The organism is Labilibaculum euxinicum (genome assembly GCF_009795715.1).
GTDB lineage: Bacteria > Bacteroidota > Bacteroidia > Bacteroidales > Marinifilaceae > Labilibaculum > Labilibaculum euxinus.
Window position 1 is genome coordinate 219,648 of the sequence record NZ_WTCR01000004.1, and the last position, 17,784, is coordinate 237,431.

Sequence of the window (17,784 nt, forward strand, 5' to 3'; positions counted from 1 at the left end):
TAATTAATAATTTATAATTGTCTAATTGCTCCTTTATCTGCCGAAGACACAAGTCTTGAATAGGCTTGCAGAGCTTTTGAAACCTGACGGTTACGTCCTCGCGGCACAAATGCTTCCTGACCAAATGCTTCTTCGTCTTTTCTTCTTTGTGCTAACTCTTCATCAGAAATACAGACATTGATGCTTCTTTTAGGGATACTGATTTCAATTTTATCACCATTCTGAATTAAAGCAATTGCTCCTCCGGCTCCTGCCTCAGGAGACACATGACCGATTGATAATCCGGAAGTTCCACCAGAAAAACGTCCATCGGTAATCAAAGCACATTTTGCTCCCAATCCCATTGATTTCAGGTAAGAGGTTGGATACAGCATTTCCTGCATTCCGGGTCCGCCAGCTGGTCCTTCGTAACGAATCACAACCACATCGCCAGCATTAATCTGTTTTGTAAGAATGGCTTCGCAAGCATCTTTCTGTGAATAATATACTTTTGCCGTACCAGTAAAATTGAAAACTGACGAATCTACTCCTGCCGTTTTTACAATGCTCCCGTTTGGAGCAATGTTTCCAAACAAAACGGCCAATCCACCATCTTGAGTGTAAGCATTTTCCATGCTTCGGATACAACCGGCTTCTCTGTCTTTATCCAGCTCCTTAAAAGCAGTATTTTGAGAAGCAAACGTTAAGTTCCTACCCGATTGACCTGGTGCAGCATGATATATTTCCAGTGCTTTAGCAGTCAACTTTTCAGAAAAAAGATCATTCAATTCCAAAGCTTCTTTTAGGTTGGCAGAGTCAACACGATACACATCAGTATTTAAAAGATTTCCACGATCCAATTCTGCAAGTATACTCATGATTCCTCCCGCCCTGTTCACATCTTCGATGTAATATTTAGGCGAATTTGGAGCTACTTTACACAAATTTGGTGTTTTACGAGACAGTTCATCCATATCTTTCATGGTGAAATCAACTTCGGCTTCATGGGCAATTGCCAACAAATGAAGCACAGTGTTTGTTGATCCTCCCATTGCAATATCCAATGTCATTGCATTTCTAAAAGCATCCACTGTGGCAATTGATCTAGGTAAAACCCGATCGTCACCCTCTTTGTAGTATTTATTCGTAATATCTACAATGCATTGCGCCGCATCAGTAAACAAATCTTTACGAAGTTTATGAGTAGCCAGTAAAGTTCCATTTCCTGCCAAAGCCAAACCTAATGCTTCATTCAAACAGTTCATAGAATTGGCGGTGAACATTCCCGAACAGCTGCCACAAGTAGGACAAGCTGATTCTTCAATTTCCTGCATGCGCTCATCGCTGACACTATCGTCACCGGCTTTTACCATGGCATCCACCAAATCAAGCTTCTCGCCTTTCGACTCACCGGCTTCCATTGGTCCACCCGAAACAAAAACAGTAGGGATATTTAATCGCATGGCAGCCATCATCATTCCAGGAGTAATTTTATCACAGTTGGAAATACAGATCATGGCATCAACCTTGTGAGCATTGCAAACATATTCAACACTATCGGCAATTACGTCGCGTGAAGGCAGAGAGTAGAGCATTCCGTCGTGACCCATTGCTATTCCATCGTCAATAGCTATCGTATTAAATTCAGCAGCAAAATAGCCGGCCTTTTCAATTTCCGTCTTCACCATTTGCCCTACATTTTGCAAGTGCACATGTCCCGGTACAAATTGGCTGAAAGAGTTCACCACCGCAATAACCGGCTTTCCGAACATCTCTTCTTTCATTCCGTTTGCCCGCCACAAGCTTCTCGCTCCGGCCATTCTTCGGCCTTGTGTGGTCTGATCACTGCGTAATTTATTTTTATACATTTTGGTTAATTCGTTAATAGTTTATTCTTGTTTGTTTCAGTTTGCGTCAAAAAAAACGCCCTTTCGTTGGAAAGAGCGCTAATAATTTCGTTTTATAGAAAGTTATTGTCTGTGCACGCTTTCCTTCCTTGTCATTCTAATAATGACAATTGAAATAATAATGACGATAATGACTACCTTAAATGATAACATACAATAATCGGATCAAAAAAAAAGCCCCTTCGTTTTGAAGAGGCCTTAGATATTTTGTAAAATTAAATTCGTTTAATTTAAATATGCTCAGCCTCGAATCGTGTCCAGAAGGACGCGAATAATGACGCTAATAATAATTACTGAATTAAATTGCATATTCTTTTTGTTGATTCGAACCTCTAAAGATTCATAATTTGTTTTTAATTTTGTCAACGAACATCTACAATCTCTCTTTCGATCTGATTACGTTGACAAATCTATGCGACAAATATAAGAGGAAAAATCCCTTATTTGCAAATCTTACGATTCCCAATTGCTTTTTTTAATCTGATAATAATCTAAATAACTACCATTAAGCACTGATTATCAATACTTATAATTTTTACAGCGATTGCGATTAAATGTAACTTTCAATTGTCAAAAAACAGATAAAATAAACCGAAAATAATTTTATGCAAAGCTTTGCACCCTTTGCTTTTAGCCTAATTCGAGACAAAATATCCGATCCCTCTTTCTTAGTTTCCATCTACTATTCTGCAAAAAAAAAGAGACTATTGATATTTAATTTCTCAACAGCCTCCAATTTTAATCACTTTTTACTCCGAATTTTTCTGCGTTTTTTTAGTAATACTCCTTTCTTTCCAGAGTATTCCCTCTATGGAAATTTAAGGATTGGTTTTTTTCCTGATGAATCGTCCAATCGTTCTTCCAAACCAATTTCCAACACTGTTCTCCAAAAAATTTTCAGCACTAAAATTTTTTCTGGTATTTCGAAAAAAATATTCCAGCTTGTAACCAGCCAATTCCTTTTCCAGATAAAGGCGGTATCTTTCTTTTTCAATATCCTTAAGTGACCGAAAGCGCTTCATTTAGTATCTATTTTATTTTTACAGTGTTACCGTAATTTGTGAAAAATCTGGAATAATAAACCCATAGCTTTGGCGTTAGAATCGATAGAATTCAGCTTGGTTCATTATTTTTATTTTCCTTTTTGAAAAGGAATCGATGAAAGAATTTGATCAATGGGCGCTCAATCAGGGGTTTTTTAAGAAGATAAACCAATAACAACAAAAAGAGATAAAAGAAACCTATGCCCAGGTAACCTGCAGCTTCATTTCCCAGCAAATCGCCCAGCCATATGGCAGCACTAAATCCAAAAAGAAACAATGCAAGCATAAGCAATATGAAAAACACAGCAGCAAACGTCATGGCAACAACGAAGCGCATTAATTTTTCGAAACCAGCAAACTTATAGTATTCAACATTAGAATCGAAATACTCAATAAGCAGCTCCTTTAATTGTGTGAACTGTTCGGCGATTTTTCCCAATATCTTTTTGTTTTAGCAAACTGAAACTTCAATAATTTGATTTCAATAACAAACAGACGTCAGAAAGAATTATGCTAATTCTTCTTCTTCCTTTTCTTTTCTTCTGAAGTCTTCTAATTTCTTCTCTAACGCCACAATTAGTTCGTCCATTTTAACACGCATGTTTTCTACACTTTTATCGAAAACAGCATCTAATTCTTCAACCTTTTCTTTTGCCTTCGCTTTCACTTTTTTACGGGTTACCTCCCCTTTATCGGGAGCATATAAAACACCTAAACCAACACCAATTGCACAGCCAACTAGCAAGCCCGCAACAATTCCTCCTGTACTTGACATATCATAAAATTTTAAAATGAAACAATAAATATATTATAAAGATTTGATGTATAACACCTTATATCAAGTTAAGGATTTTTACTGCAGTAGTCAATTTTTTCATTCTGCATCAGGCATTTTTTTTATAAGTATATTTTGTCCGATCATACTATTAAAAACTATCTACACATTGAATTTTACATATAAAATATGCCAATATCGTGATGATATTGGCATTACTATGTTCTTAAAAACAAATGTATTGCTGAAGATGCAATCTTTTTATTTAAATTTCATTTTAAATCATTTGTAATTTATACAAAGCAACCGGATTGCAGGGCTTATTTTCGTCTGAAATCTATTCGCTGCACATTTTTAGCGATCTCTATTCGCTGATATATCGAATCGATAATTGTGTCGTACAATTGATCCTTTAACACAAAATCCTCAATGCCATCATCGATATTTGGATTGTCATTTACCTCAACAACATAAACTTTACCATCTATCATTTTTAAATCTACGCCATACAAACCATCTCCTATTAAAGCTGATGCTTTTAAGGCTGTCTGCACCACAATTTCAGGAACCGATTCGATGCTGACAGTTTCGGAATTACCCGTTTTATCTTCCTCTTCGCCTTTCCAATTGTATATTTGCCAATGATCTTTACACATGTAATATTTGCAGGCAAACAGCGGCGTATTATCAATAATTCCAATTCGCCAATCGAAGTCGGAGTAAAGAAATTCCTGACAAACAACCATATCCGAAATTTTAAAAAGCTTATTTATTTCGGCACGGGCTTCAACTTTATCTTCAACCTTTATCACCCCTAATGAAAAAGCACTGTCGGGTTGTTTTAACACCAAAGGATAATTCATTTGATTCAAAACTTTAGGGTCAAATAAATTCTTGGTGAATACCTCTGTTTCAGGCGTTAATAATTTATGCTTCTTAAATATTTCATTCTGATAAATCTTATTGGAACACCTTAAAATAGACCAGGGATCATCAATAACAACCAAACCTTCGGCATAAGCTGTACGCGAAAATTCATAAGTATGATCATTTACACTTGTTGTTTCCCGAATGAACAAAGCATCGAATTCATTTATTTTATCAATATCCTGCTTTGTTATAAACTCCAAATATAATCCTCGGCGATTGGCCGCACTTTTAAATTTCTGCAATGCTTTAGGGCAAGAAGGTGAATTCTCTTCCTTAGGATTTACAAGTACAGCTATATCATACTTGTAATTAACCAGTTTAGTGCTGTGAAATCTTTTTTTATTGAAATACTTTTTGGCAAATTCATACACCGAATTTAAATCCTGCTCTGCCACCTTATTCAGGGTTAAAACCTGTACTTTTTTAATAATCCATTTTTCATCATGCTTAATAAAATCCACTTTGAACAAAGGTGCTTCGAACAATTGATGAAGCTTAGCCGCCAGCGCATTATAACCTTTGGTATTTGTTTGTCCAAAATAAACATGTAAGGAAAAAGTATTTCCCTTCTCCTTATGCAGTGATTTATTGGTGTATTCCTCAATATCATAAGCAATGGAATGAATCACGTTCACGATACGAAAATCACGAATCGTAATTGTACTTGGTATAATCCGCTGCCCACGGGCCGAAGCAAGTAAAGAAATATAATAACCATAACTTTGATACTTATAACTGCTGCACAAGTTAAAGATTCTGAAATCTGTATTTGTCTGATATACTGGATTATTTATATATTCTTTAACGGTAATAATCTTCGCATTTATATCTGGGAATGTCCATTTATAAGGTTGGTTAATTACAATAATATTGGTTGTTTTATGAGAACATGAAGCAATATTGGTTTTAAATTCCATTTTCACAGCATCCTCTCCTTCGCCGTAATAGTCAGCTATTCTTTCAAAAGAATTAAATCCCCTTTGCTTATACCAGTCTATTAGTTTTGTGTCTCTGGTACTTACTTCAATCAATATTTTTTCATAATTCTGACGATTGGCAAATTCAAATACATGTTTAAGTAAATAATCACCATATCCCAGATTTTGGTATTCGGGCAATATAGCAATAGAATATATGCGTAATGATTTACTGTATTTAAACAAAACCAAAGCTCCAATCGGCGCTCTGTTCTTATCCTTTGTTTCAACGATTAATATCTCCTGAAAATCACTTTGAATACCATGCTTGATACTCTGCTTTGTACTTTGTTGAAAAGCAGGAAAAGACTCCTCTTCTAATTTTACTAAAAAATTAAAATCATTGATGTCGGACTTTCTTATCTTAACATTCATAACACTTCTTACAGTCGTTTATAACACTGATTAATAATGGACTAATCTTACTTCTTAATTTAAATACAAATCACATTTACTACTACAAATTAAATAATAAAAGTGATTGAAGATTTGCAATTTTGCAAATATTTTCACTTGTATAATCTGTTAAAAAGACATTGTATAAACGGCACTTGTTCCATCACAAAAAAGAGGTTTACAGCACTGACTATAAACCTCTTTAGTTATAAAAAACAGTTGCATTGACCGCTATTTAAATACAGCTACTTTATCCTTAAACTGATTTTTGAGTATGTTGCCGGCCAAACTGCAAAATATGTTCTTTCTACTCCTGTAATTTTCTTCTTAAACAAAGAATTTTAGTGACTGCATTGATGATCTTCTCCTTCGCCATGAGTATGCTGACAACTCGAGCCACTATCACTTACCAGGCCTGCAACATACAGCTTAACCACTTCCTCGGCATTACCCGAACAGCCTCGAACTACTTCAATTCCTGAATTGTTAAGTACATTAATTGCTCCGTTGCCAATTCCTCCGGCAAGCATTACTGTTACGCCTGCTTCAGCCAAAACCGATGCAATGTTCGATTTGCAGCCACAACCCTGTGGTGATTCCATCTTTTGTACATCAACAATTTCCTTGTTTTCTGAAATTGCAAACACATTGTAAAATTCACAATGACCAAAATGACCATCGATTTGTCTGCTGCTTGTTACTGGAACTGCTATTTTCATTTTTTTATTTTTATTGATTGATTTTACACAAAGGTATTTTATCCTTTTGTTTTATAAAATTAGCAAAACATTATTTAGAACATTGGGCTTTGATTCTCAGATTAGTTCCAAATAAGGAATAAAACCTTCCTGTTTGTATCTGATTGAGTATAGAAACCGAATTGGAAAGTTGTGAGAGATCCCAATTTTTAAATTCCCCAGCCTATGCAGACCACAGGAGATTCAAAATAAATGCCTCATTTATCAGGGATGAATCTTGTTTTTTAGAAATATTAACCAGTTGTGCAACGGTTACTTTTGTTATGGATTTTTAAGCGGGATAATTAATCATTTTATAGTTACGATCTCTTTTTTGTCCACTTTCTACCATACTTCCAAAGAATAATTATTAGGGTAATATGAATTACCCAATACATAAATGCCCCTATAATATTACCAAATTTTTCACTGTCTATATTTTTGTTAAAAATATTAGATAAGTTAGTTATCGATGAAACAAAACTTGGTAATTGACCAATTATAGCAATTGAAAGGATAATTGAAATTACTATAAAAATGTATCCAAATATTTTTTTAGTATTCATAGTGTTAAATGTTTATTATTGTATTTCCTACAACGTTGAGTATATGGCAAGTAGGCGATTGCGTGCTTCAAACCTATCAAACCGAGATGAAGTTGGAGCGGGCTAAAACCGTTGAATTTATTACTATCACGCCTATTTGCTATATACATTGTTGGGCAATCGTTTTTATTTAGGAAAATCAAATTTAATCGGTATCACGTTTCTAACAATTACTGATTCACCTTTAAAAGTTCCAGGTTTGAAGTCAGGGAGAAGACTCACAATTCTTAGAGCTTCATTTACAAAATTTCTGCTTATGTTTTTCTCCGTATGTTCTTTCTTCTCATCAGAAACTTGGACGTTTGTCACTTTACCTGATTCTGAAATATCAAATTGAACATAAACTGTAGCATAGGTTCCAGCATATTTTTTGTACGCATCTATTTCGGAATCAGGATATACTAAGTTAGATTTTAGGAATTTAAGCATTTTCTTTTCTCCTCCCTCGAATTCCGGCATATTTGGTACAAGTCCATACCACTTGTAATTATTCTGAATTCTATATCTAGCAATCTGGTTGTCATTTTTGTCAAAGACGAAACCCTCTGTCAAATCGTAATATTTTTCCTTATTTACTATTTCTACAAATGAAGATACATTCTCAACAATTTCGTACGTATCTGAATAGTTTATTGTATCAATATTAAGGCAATATTGTATATGTAATTTCTCTGCTTCAATATCGTTATAAGAAGCAGCCTTTTTTATATCTATGCAGAATCCAGCCATATTATCCATTTTCAATCTTGCAATTGCTCGATTATAGTATGCATCTCCAAACGGTATTGCTTCTATTGCAAGTGTCAACATAGAATCAGCTTTTATATAATCTCCAGTTTGAAGATATTGAGTTCCTTGGTCATAATAAGTCTGTGAAAAACCTATCAAAGTGATAGATAAATAAACTAATAAAAGTGTCGTTTTTATCATGTTACTGTGTTGTTTAAAATGTTGCCCAACAAGTGGCTAAGACGCTATGCGTCTTACATCACTTATCTGTTGTCTTGTGTAAGTTGTTGTTATTGTGTCTTCTATCCCTCAAAATCAGATATTATAGACTTTTTATTTTTGCAAGAGATCTTTCGCTTCTTCAATCGTAAATCCCAATTGTTTTACTTGAATCATGCAAAACGATTCCCTTGTTCCAAATAATTAAGTATTAAAGATAAACTTAATAATAGTACTATGACCCTATTTCTTTTTAAAATTAAGAGGGAAAAATTAAGCACTTTTCAGATGCTAAGACATTATTTACTTTCTGGAAAAACACACCAAACTTTCGCTTCTTTGTCTGTTCATTTACACAGGCTTGCTTTTTCGTATGCTCCAACACCCCTTCCGTGACAGCTATTGGGCGCACAAATGAGCCTGTTTTGCAAACAGAAAGATCTGACCGGGAAAAGGAAGAAATCCCGCCAGCCAAACAGATCTTTTATAAGAAGAGATAATTTGAACACCAAAAACAGCTTTGGCAATTAACGAGAGCTTACCTGCTGTAAAAACCAACAATAAAAAAAGAGCCCTCAAGCAAGTGCACTCCAACAACATATTCCTTGATTGGATACTAGTTTACCTTTATTGATCGATTAATCATTACTAAAATACGATATTAATAACATTAAGCTTGACTATACAAACCTTATGGATTGGATAAATTAACAGGCTACAGTTTGCCGCGTGGTTTTAGCCAAATTTAATCGTCGGGAGCAGTTTGCCACGTGGATTTACCCAAATCTGATCGTCGGGAGCAGTTTGCCGCGTGGTTTTAGCCAAGTTTGATCGTCGGGAGCAGTTTGCCGCGTGGTTTTAGCCAAATTTAATCGTCGGGAGCAGTTTGTCAACTTCCTTTGCGACGGATGTTCATGATTCATTAGACCTAGGGTTTTACCTCAGTCTATTGATGTTTGAGCCCTTCATATTCTGTATTCTTTGTGCTCCTTAGCGTTGACTCCTTTTCTATATTAGATTCCCTTACAAAATCAGGCATTTAACTGGATCCAAAAAGCAAGGAATAGATGATTAAAGCAATCAAAAGAAATCCTACGAAAAGGAAAAAGAAACCAAATACTTTCACGATCCGCCTTTTCTCTTCAGGAATCTCCATTTCGACGATTAATTCGTTCAACTTGCCCGATTTTTCCAATTCTTCATAATCTCTTGGCCTGTCGGCCTTGTATTCCTCCAACAGCACATGACCGGTAAAAATTACGGTATCCATGGGAAAGGATTCCGGGCGAAAGTGCGTGTTGAAAAAATGAATGGTGAAGATAAAACCTACTGCCAGCAAGGCTTCATCGCTATGAATGATTTGAGCCACATTAATCAGCCAGCCAGGCATAAACTTGGTAAACAGCTCGGGAAACCATAAGACCAATCCGGTAAAACCGATAATGGCCACACCCCAAAATACGGCTAAATAATCGAATTTCTCCCAATAAGTCCATCGCCCGTAATTTGGTCGTTCTCCCCTTCCTACAAACCACTTCATGCTTGCCCAAAAATCTTTAGCATCCTGACGGTTGAACAGCAGAGAATGCCTGCCAAATATAAATTGCGACCATCCAAAACCCATTTTTTTCTTGTTTTTAATGAGTGAAAAAAGATGAAAAACAAAATATCCGAAAGTAACTACGGCCCCCAAACGGTGCAATGTACCTGCCATTTCAACACCACCCAACAAATCAACCAAATGTCTGGCCCATTGCATATTTGCAAACTTAAGCATCATACCGGTTAGGGCCAATATCACAAAACTTAAAATAACAAACACATGGGTAATCCGCTGGCTTTCGGTAAATCGCCGGATATAAACAGCCTTGCCAAAATGAGGCATCAGTTTCTTCCGCCTTCGTTCGCGCAAGGATCGGGGCAACCATAAAAGGGTATGCAAACCAAAAAAGCCGAACACAGCAATCAGTAAGGAGGACATTCCCCAAAAGGTGAAATACAGAGCCGGATATTTATCGCGGTTGTGATGTGTTGCGTGAGTTAAAAATCCGGTAAACCGCATGTTTGCATCTTCGTGGCATTTCTGGCAGGTTGCCACAATATTGTCGTAGCCAACGGCTGAATTTGGATCCTTCACATTCATATTGGAATGAGCGCCGTGACAATCGGAACATCGGGCTGCTTTTAAATAACCCAGCTGATAGGCCTTCCCATGATAGGTATCCATGTAGCTTTCAGACAAATGTTTGTGACAAAGGCCACATTGATGAGTAATTTCATGCATAAATTCATCTTTGTCGATCTCGGAAATAAGGTGAGCCGAATGACAAACCGTACAGGTCGGGAATTTTTGTTCTTCATTGTTTTTTGAAATTGCATGATCGCTCCGTATGTATTCATTGTAAATTCCCTTGTGACAATTGCCACAAGTAGCGGGGATATTTTTCGGATAAACCGAGGATCTCACGTCACTGTCTTTCAGCATAAAATGGGTGGTGTGGCAATCGGTACACACAGCGCTCGAAAGCAATCCTTTTTGGATCATGCTTCGACCATGAACACTCATGGAGTAGTCGTGGTATGCATCTACTTCTTTGAGCTCTGTTTGCTGAATTGCCCGGCCATTTTCCCGGTGACATCCTCCACAAAGTATTGGAATAGAGAGCCGGTAAACAGGCGAAGTCTCATCCTTTTTAGGTTTGACAATATGAGTACCGTGACAATCGGTGCAATAGGGCGCCGATTCTTTTCCCTCCAAATAGGCTGCACCATGCCCGCTTGCCATATATATTTCGTCAACTTCAGCATGACAACCGGAACAATCTACTTTTCCCGCCGTTTCGCAGGGGCGATATTTTTTTGCGGATACATCAGAGTGACATTTTACACAGGTAATGTTGTTATGAGCCCAATTTGTAAGATCATTCACATCAACCTGAAGTGAGATGGTATCCCCTTTAACAATTTTATGAATATCTCTTTTTTCGTGACACAGCAGACAAGAACGATCAGAAATACTCTCGACAATATTCTGGATGCTTACAATATGAGGCGGATGGCAATCGGTGCAGGCAGGAATAGCTCCCGGCTTTTTTTCCCACAACTGCTCATTGATCACCTTCGTATGAACCTGCTCTATTCGGGCATGGCATTTCATGCAGGTAGCTGCGATATTTTTAAGGGAAATGCTCGAAAGCCGGTTGGCATGGGGTAATATCAAATGGTTTCCATGACAATCGTTACAGGTTGCTGTAACAATCAAACCGCTTTTATACAATCCTTTGCCGTGGATACTCTGACTATAGTTTTCTAAAATATTGTGTTCTGTAATCTGATAGGTTCGTGCAACAGGTGCTCCTTCGCGATGACATCTTCCACACAACACGGGAATATTCATTTTATAGGTTCGCGAACTAATATTGTTGTGAGAAAGAATATCGTGCTTTCCATGACACTCCTTACAATCGGGCGCATACCTGGCTTGTTTTTGATATGCTTTGCCATGAACACCCATATTATACTTTTCTGCTGCCTGTTCGTGACAATTCCCACAATTTACAGGCAACATTGTTTCAGGATGTGGCCAGTCCTCTACTGCAGCTTCAGGATGACATTCGATACAGCTTATTTTCCCGTGAATAGAATTCGTTATTACAGGTAAATCGACCCATACAGATTGTGTTTTACCATTCACTTCCTTTATAAGATAAGGATCGTCGTGGCACATCATACAAACATCGTCTTCCTGAGCAATAAGACTGTTGCTGCTGAGAAAGCCCAACAATAAAAGAAGCACTCCAAAAAACCGTTTCATTTTGGGGAGGTAGAAATCATCCATATCGAACTGATTAGTAACTAGCTCACTTACACAATATGTAAGTTACTTACTATTCAAACGAAATAAAAAAAAACTTAGTTGCTGGTCGCTTTTATACCTTTACGCCACCGATTCTTTTCCTTTTCTCCTTTTGGTTCCCGTGCCGGGTTGCGGTGCAATTCCGTCGCAGGAATCTTAAACTCATTAATCAACACAATTTCATGCGACAGATTTATATGATGCAATTAACCCGTGGCGATGCCACGGGCTATAAATATTTAAGCCATTCAGGCTCACTTTCTTTGTGCTGCACTTCGTTTTCCTTTGTGGTAAGAAACACGATTGCATATGACACTTTCTCGTTCTTACTTAAGATTCTCCTTTAAAAAATCGGTCATCATACCAAACAAGTGAAAACGGGTATTCCCGCCATAAATGCCATGATTTCGGTTGGTGTACAAATGCATCTGAAATTTTTTGTTGTGTTGAACCAGCTCTTCGGCCAGCTCCAGAGTATTCTGCATGTGCACATTGTCATCGGAAGTGCCGTGAACCAACAAGAATTTTCCTTTTAACTGATCCGCAAAATGTATGGGCGCATACTCATCGTATCCTTTCGGATTTTCCTGCGGTGTGCGCAAGTATCTTTCCGAATAAACACTATCGTAATAACGATAAGTAGTTACCGGCGCAACAGCAATTCCTGCAGCAAACACATCTGCTCCGCGAAACATGCACAAAGAGGACATTTGTCCGCCAAAACTCCAGCCATACACGCCAATTTTATCGGCAGCAATAAAAGGCTGTTTTGCCATGTACTTTCCTGTTTCAATCAGGTCGATGGCTTCCAGATTCTGAATTTGCATATAGGTGCACTTCTTGAATTTTTCTCCTCTGCCACCTGTTCCCCGATTATCAACACAAACCACTACAAATCCTTCTTGTGCCAAATAATCCGACCAATCGAAACTATAGCGATCCAATACTTCCTGAGAGCCCGGACCGCCATAAAAGGTTAACAATGCAGGATATTCCTTGTTGCTATCGAAACCAACCGGCTTCATCATCCAGGCGTTCAACTCAACACCTTCGGAGGTTGTAAAGCTGAAAAACTCACGTTTTGGCAACTGATACTCCTGCATTCTTTTTTTAAGATCCTGGTTCTCTTCCAACGTGCGGATCAATTTTCCTTTTGCATTGTGCAAAGTCACCAAAGTAGGTTGCTCATTACCCGAAAAGTAGTTGATGTAATATTTGAATCCCTTGCTAAAATTTGCAGTATTACTTCCTTTGTCCGCGCTAAGCAAAGTGGTTTTCTTTCCTTTGATATCTGCAGCATAAATTTCGCGTTGCAAAGGAGATACTGCTGCCGCCTGATAATAAAATAGTTTGCTTGACTCATCGTAACCTAAAAACCGGGTGACCTCCCAATCGCCACTGGTTATTTGTCTAACCGGATTTCCTTGCAAATCGTACAAGTAAATGTGATTAAATCCTGACTTTTCGCTGGTGAAAATAAAATGCTTTCCATCCTTCAAAAAGCTCAAATCATCGTTAATATCAATCCAGGCTTTGTTCTTCTCTTCGTACAATAATTTGGATTTTCCGCTTTCTGCATCAGCCAACAAAAGCTCATAATGATTCTGATGGCGGTTCATTCTGACAATGCTCAACACTTTTGGATCTTGTGTCCATTGCATTCTTGGAATGTATTGGTCGGTTTCTTCTCCAATATCCATTGTTTTAGTTACTGCTGATTGCAAATCGTAAACATGAACACTCACAATAGAATTGTCTTCTCCTGCTTTTGGGTATTTAAACGTATAATTTTCGGGATACAAGGCATTCTCTGTTTTCTCAGGATTGGTTCCTTTAAAAACAGTCATGTTGAACTGTTTCACCTTGCTCTCATCAAAACGCATAAAGGCAATTCGCTTGCCGTCGGGCGACCATTGGTATGCCTGACTGAAGGAAAACTCTTCCTCATAAACCCAATCGGGTGCTCCGTTAATAATGTGATTGTATTTTCCATCGAAGGTAATCTGAACCTCTTTCTTCTTCTGAAGATCTTTTATAAAGAGATTGTTGTCTCTAAAAAAACAAATCTGATCGCCGGAAGGTGAAAAATCAGCCAATTGCTGTCTGCCTGCCGACAAAGCTTCCAAAGTCTTTTTATCGCGGTCGTACACATAAAATTCTGCTGAATAAGAATGTCGGTAAATATTCTGACGATTACTTGCAATCAAAATCTTACGCTCATCGGAAGAGAACTGGTAAGAATCTATTCTTTTAATTTTATCAGTACCAACTTCTGCTAAATCGAAAATTATTTCTTCAGATTCGCCTGTAGCGTAAGAAAACTTCTCAATTCGAATTCCCTGTTTTAAAACGGTATAAGATTCTCCGCTGTTCATAGACCGTAATCCGTAAACCGAACGGGCGTGGAAGGTTCCATTATTGGTGATATCTTCAAGTGTGAAACTCTTTTGTGCCTGCACCAGAGTCAGGCTTAACAGAGCAAATAAAATAAGTATCAGTTTTTTCATATTTTTTTTTAGTGTTTGTTGAGTTTTGAGTCAAATACCGCAATCTACTGATGTGGCATTAAAATAGTAAATGTCTCATCAATTGATACCGTGCAGAATATCATCAAACAAGTATGAATTTTAGGTAGTTAGACTAAACAAGAAAACTTCGGATTGAATAAAAATGGAAAAGGCTGGATCAACAAATCCAGCATTCGTAGAGGCCTTTGTAGGAATGTTTGTGTAGTATGGGAATAATTCTATTCATAAGTTTTTCTCGACGTGGTAAATCTATAATTTTTTTCGGACCTGTAATTGGAGATGACAGCTTATACAACTGATTTAAAAAGGTTCTAATTAAATTTCACTACAATTCCGATTGCAATTTCACGTATCCTTCCTCCGATAAATAACTGAAACTTTCCCGAATCCCATCTTTTCGAAAAACTGATGAGCCTCATGATTATTAATTCCAGATTCTAAATAGTAATCGGTAACACCTTTAGATTGATAAGTGCTTATTAATGACTCCAACAACAAGACTCCAACGCCCATATTCCGGCATGATTGATCAACCACAATATCACAAATTACACCAAAACATTCATTTCGATCCTTCGCAATTTCTCCAATAATAAACCCATTTACAGTCCCGTTTTCTTCCGAAACTAAAACCGTATCCTTAAACTCATTCATTTGGGCATCTAAATATTCTTTCCATAGCAAAGAATAATTTTCAGCCAATATTCCTGTATCCAAAGCAATTCCCATTTGTATTTCACCATGAGAGATATAAGATTTTTGCTTTTTTATGTTTTCACAAAACAGATTAACAATCTGTTCCTTATCGTGCTCTGTTGCTTTACGTATCATTATTTTCTATAAAAAATAGTTCTAATCAGTCTGAATGCACCAAACACGACACTTAAAAATATTAATAAAAATGTAAGGATGATAATTGTTACACCTCCATTGAATGCGAGCCTTTCATCGGCAGCAATTGCCTTAAAAAACGGCAATTCTGCCGGAGTCAGTAAAATACTAAAAAGCGAGGCTACCGAAATAATTCCTAAAATGAGATTTAATAAATTAGCTTGCTTTATCTCCCTGCTGTTTGTCACATTATTTAAAGATTGGTCAATTTGACTAATTGCATTCTGTAACTGATTGTAATCTCTCTCCAAACCAAGTCTTTTCTCCGTACGCTCATACATAATTTTATGAGAAACAAATCGGGAAAATCTTACTGCATCAAGCTTTAATAAGGTATTTGATATTTCAAGTGTAAGCAAGGCATTTTCTTCGATCAATTTGCGTGTGTTTTTTTGTCGGGACACCTTAATTGTGTTATTGATAAAATGAGAAAGAGCATTATTTATTGCTTGTTTCTTAGCGATTATCATTTCAACAATCAACAAATATTCAGGCCAAGACACATGATATTTTGCTCTTTCGGCCAAATGCTCTTTCCAATCGGTTGGCGAATCCTTCCCTCTTAAACCATAAGTTCCAAATACAATACAAATATTTTGATTTGCTAAAACAAGATCATCTGTGTCAATAGCAATATTCTTTCCACATATCTCTTCAAAATCTGAACTCAACCGATAGGGCCATTCATACGGATAAAGAGTAAGCAAGCCTATCATTTCAGATTGATGATGATTTTCGATGTGTTCGATAATTTCATCTTCAGCCATTTTTGCAAAGCTTATTCCCTGCTGATGACCAACATTCTCCCAAACATCAATAAAAACATATATTGGATCAACTATCGAACTTTCGGAATTGCTCTTAGTAAACAAAAATTTGTATCGCTCAAGAACTTTTAAAAATACCTCTTTCTTACCCGTTTTTTCAACAGGAATATCTAACCAGTTGGTCGATTCATCAAGATACAATTCTGAGATACTGATGCTTTCAACATCGTTATCTATATCAGAACAATCCAAATCTCCATTTTGCGACCAATGCTCAGTAGCCAATGGGATTCCTGCAAGCGCAATTAGCTCATCCGTATTTAATGAAGTACTTGATTCACAAAAACCTTCATGATCCCAGTCTAAATCTTTGGTTGAATCAATCACCAACCGATAGGAAATACATACTGTATTATTAAAAAATAAAGATGCTTCAACATGCACATATCCATTGATCTCAGGGCCATTATCTTCAAGTTTTATAATGGTTCTGAAACCTTTCAATTTATACCTGCAAATTAACTTCTCATCACCAAGTCCCTGCAAATTAAAAATCTGATGGTCAATAGAATTAGTAAGGGTTTCAACAAATACATGTTGATCATCAAATTTTACTTTATTTCCTATCGAAAAGGAATGTAAATAGACAATGGATAAACCATTATAAATTAATCCTGAAGGACATTGATTAATATTTTTCATTGGGACAATGCTTGAAATTAAAGTTAGACGCTTTTAAAAATAGAAAAACATAATAATATCACAAAAAAATAATTTGAAAAAATTATTCCGTGATTCTATCCACAAAAAAAGCTTCCCCTTTCGGAGAAGCCTGTCAACTATTTAATTACAATAAAGGAATCTATTTAAACTCTTTTTTTAATTGCTCTACCCAAGCTTCAATTCTTTCGTTTGACAAACCTGCCTGATTCTCGATATCGAGAGCCAAACCTAAGAATTTGCTATCGCGTAAAGCAACAGACTTTTCAAATTTATAGCCTTCCGGAGAAGTCAATCCAATTACTTTTGCTCCTCGTTCTTCCAGTGCAATTGCCAAAAGACCAATTGCATCTACAAAATTTTCAGGATATCCAACCTGATCGCCTAAACCAAACAAAGCAACTGTTTTGCCTTTTAGCTTTAGATCCTCAATAGCAGGCATAAACTCGTCCCAGTAGTTTGGTAATTCACCATCGAACCATGTTGGAACACCTAATATTAAATTATCGTAAGCAAGAAACATTTCTTCGTCAACGTCCTCAACATTTACACTTTCCACTTCTGCTGAAGATCCAAAAGCTTTTTTTATTTTTTCAGCATTTTTAGCTGTTTTGTTCGTATTGAAACTATAGAATAAACCTATTTTTTTCATTTTATCTTTGGGGTTTAGATGTGAGAACTGAGAAATGAGGAAAAAATTGAGCGCTTTAAAAATGTCCTAAATC

The 17,784-nt window shown here is 36.7% G+C and carries 13 protein-coding genes; all 13 read right to left on the reverse strand.

Features of this window, described 5'->3' with window-relative positions; genetic code table 11:
• Positions 1 to 11 precede the first annotated feature (11 nt).
• The 13 genes from ilvD to GQR60_RS06540 all read right to left on the reverse strand — a co-directional run bounded on the left by ilvD (position 12) and on the right by GQR60_RS06540 (position 17,711).
• On the reverse strand, positions 12 to 1,847 hold the full coding sequence (ilvD, locus tag GQR60_RS06480; RefSeq protein ID WP_124992152.1) for a dihydroxy-acid dehydratase: 1,836 nt from the start codon (positions 1,845 to 1,847) through the stop codon (positions 12 to 14).
• A gap of 857 nt (positions 1,848 to 2,704) precedes the next feature.
• The gene (locus tag GQR60_RS06485) at positions 2,705 to 2,908 is read right to left on the reverse strand and encodes a hypothetical protein (protein ID WP_124992153.1); all 204 of its coding nucleotides are present in this window, start codon (positions 2,906 to 2,908) and stop codon (positions 2,705 to 2,707) included.
• Positions 2,909 to 2,999: 91 nt separating this feature from the next.
• Positions 3,000 to 3,368, reverse strand: coding sequence for a phage holin family protein (locus GQR60_RS06490; RefSeq protein ID WP_124992154.1), 369 nt, complete (start codon positions 3,366 to 3,368; stop codon positions 3,000 to 3,002).
• Between the two features lie 69 nt (positions 3,369 to 3,437).
• Positions 3,438 to 3,704 carry a YtxH domain-containing protein gene (locus tag GQR60_RS06495; RefSeq protein ID WP_124992155.1) on the reverse strand — a complete coding sequence of 89 codons (267 nt, stop codon included), beginning with the start codon at positions 3,702 to 3,704 and terminating at the stop codon, positions 3,438 to 3,440.
• Positions 3,705 to 4,024: 320 nt separating this feature from the next.
• Complete coding sequence (locus GQR60_RS06500; RefSeq protein WP_124992156.1) at positions 4,025 to 5,986, reverse strand: GNAT family N-acetyltransferase; 1,962 nt, start codon at positions 5,984 to 5,986, stop codon at positions 4,025 to 4,027.
• Positions 5,987 to 6,348: 362 nt separating this feature from the next.
• A complete protein-coding gene (locus GQR60_RS06505) occupies positions 6,349 to 6,726 on the reverse strand; it encodes a NifB/NifX family molybdenum-iron cluster-binding protein (RefSeq protein ID WP_124992157.1) in 378 nt (125 codons plus the stop codon).
• A 338-nt stretch (positions 6,727 to 7,064) separates the two neighbouring features.
• A complete protein-coding gene (locus GQR60_RS06510; protein ID WP_124992158.1) occupies positions 7,065 to 7,310 on the reverse strand; it encodes a hypothetical protein in 246 nt (81 codons plus the stop codon).
• Between the two features lie 165 nt (positions 7,311 to 7,475).
• Entirely contained in the window at positions 7,476 to 8,279 is an 804-nt protein-coding gene (locus GQR60_RS06515) for an energy transducer TonB (RefSeq protein ID WP_124992159.1), read from the reverse strand.
• A 1,057-nt stretch (positions 8,280 to 9,336) separates the two neighbouring features.
• Positions 9,337 to 12,135, reverse strand: coding sequence for a hypothetical protein (locus GQR60_RS06520; protein ID WP_124992160.1), 2,799 nt, complete (start codon positions 12,133 to 12,135; stop codon positions 9,337 to 9,339).
• A 344-nt stretch (positions 12,136 to 12,479) separates the two neighbouring features.
• On the reverse strand, positions 12,480 to 14,660 hold the full coding sequence (locus GQR60_RS06525; RefSeq protein ID WP_124992161.1) for a S9 family peptidase: 2,181 nt from the start codon (positions 14,658 to 14,660) through the stop codon (positions 12,480 to 12,482).
• 366 nt (positions 14,661 to 15,026) lie between these two features.
• Positions 15,027 to 15,512 carry a GNAT family N-acetyltransferase gene (locus GQR60_RS06530; protein WP_124992162.1) on the reverse strand — a complete coding sequence of 162 codons (486 nt, stop codon included), beginning with the start codon at positions 15,510 to 15,512 and terminating at the stop codon, positions 15,027 to 15,029.
• Entirely contained in the window at positions 15,512 to 17,041 is a 1,530-nt protein-coding gene (locus GQR60_RS06535; protein ID WP_124992163.1) for a hypothetical protein, read from the reverse strand. Before GQR60_RS06535 ends, GQR60_RS06530 begins: the two co-directional genes overlap by 1 nt.
• A 160-nt stretch (positions 17,042 to 17,201) precedes the next feature.
• A complete protein-coding gene (locus tag GQR60_RS06540) occupies positions 17,202 to 17,711 on the reverse strand; it encodes a flavodoxin (protein ID WP_124992164.1) in 510 nt (169 codons plus the stop codon).
• Between the last annotated feature and the right edge of the window lie 73 nt (positions 17,712 to 17,784).